The sequence below is a fragment of the Agromyces sp. H66 genome, from assembly GCF_004959775.1.
Classification (GTDB): Bacteria; Actinomycetota; Actinomycetes; order Actinomycetales; family Microbacteriaceae; genus Agromyces.
This window is the reverse complement of sequence record NZ_SJZG01000026.1, coordinates 1-1,521: the sequence shown is the minus strand read 5'-3', so window position 1 is coordinate 1,521 and position 1,521 is coordinate 1. Positions and strand designations below refer to the sequence as shown.

Below are 1,521 nucleotides of genomic sequence, written 5' to 3'. Positions count from 1 at the left end.
GCTCAGACCCTATGGGTGTGGGGTTCTGGATCTGGTCTTGTGGGCCAGGGCCTCACGGTGCAGATTCGTGGATCATCTCGAGAGCGGCTCGGGATGCCGACATGCAGCGGAGGCCCTGGTGTTCAACGAGCGTACGACGATCGGGTTGGATGTGCACGCGCGTAGCGTGCGAGCGGCGGCGTTGGATACGTCGACCGGTGAAGTGATCGAAGCGAGGCTCCCGCCCGGCAGCGACGCCGTCGCCCGGTGGGTGGCCGGGATCGCCGCCGATCACGGGCCCGTCGCTGCCGCGTATGAGGCCGGGCCGACCGGGTTCGGTCTGGCCCGTCAGCTGACCGCGGTCGGGGTGCCGGTCACGGTCGCGGCCCCGTCGAAACTCATCCGCCCGGCCGGGGACAAGGTCAAGACCGACGCCCGCGACGCCCTCCTGCTGGCCCGGCTGCTGCGGATGGACGAACTCGTGCCGGTGCGAGTCCCGAGCGTGGCCGAGGAAGCGGCCCGGGACCTGGTCCGCGCCCGTGACGACGCCCGCACGGATCTGCTGTCGGCACGGCACCGGCTGTCGAAGCTGCTGCTGCGCCGCGGGATCGTCTACGACGGGTCCGTGACCTGGAACCGGCCCCATGACGCCTGGCTTCGCCGGGTCCGCAACGACGGCCTCGGCGAGGCAGGACACGGCACCCTGGCCGCGTTCGATGCCGCGTTCGACGCGGTCACGATGACTCTCGCGCGCCGGGACCGGCTCGACATGCAGATCGCCGGTTTGGCCGCAGACAGCGAGTTCACCGCGGTGACGAACCGGCTGGGCTGTCTGCGCGGGATCTCCACGTTGACCGGGTTCGCTTTGGCGGTCGAGATCGGCGACTGGGACCGGTTCACCGGCCGCACGGTCGCGTCGTATCTCGGCCTGGTCCCGTCCGAGCACTCCTCGGGAGGATCCCGGTCGCTGGGGCCGATCACCAAGACCGGGAACACGCACGCCCGCCGGCTGCTGATCGAGGCCGCCTGGCACCACAAGGCCCGCTACGTCGCCGGGAAGACGATGACCGACCGGTGGGCGAAGAGCACCCCTGGAGCGGCAGCGCGCGGCGACGCCGGCAACCGGCGCCTGCACCACCGGTGGCAAGTCTTGACCGCGCACAAGAAGAAGCACACCGTCGCGAACACCGCGATCGCTCGCGAGCTCGCAGGCTGGTGCTGGTCCCTGGCCGTCATGGACTGAACCCCGAATACTCATTCGCCCGCCCGCGCCACCGGACAGCACGCAGCGTGAGGAACGGACCAGCGATTCGGCTGTGAGCAGCGACCACGATCGCCACGCTCGACCTCAGACCAGCCTGACCGTTCCCGCCGAAACAGGGTCATGCGGTAACCAACCCGCGCATATCAGACTGACCACGCGTCACCAGACACGCCGCACCCCGAAACGCCCGCCGGAGCGAATGACGAAGCGCCGCCGAGCAGCCAGCCCGACGGCGCTTCACCCTGCCCACTTGACAAACGAAGCTACATATCAGCCGA

General features: G+C 69.6%; 1 protein-coding gene. It reads left to right on the top strand.

Translation table 11 applies throughout. The annotated features are described in order from the left end of the window. Positions 1–67 precede the first annotated feature (67 nt). Positions 68–1,222: an IS110 family transposase gene (locus EZM51_RS20360; RefSeq protein ID WP_248305763.1), complete on the top strand. Its 1,155-nt coding sequence runs from the start codon at positions 68–70 to the stop codon at positions 1,220–1,222. The last annotated feature ends 299 nt before the right edge of the window (positions 1,223–1,521 follow it).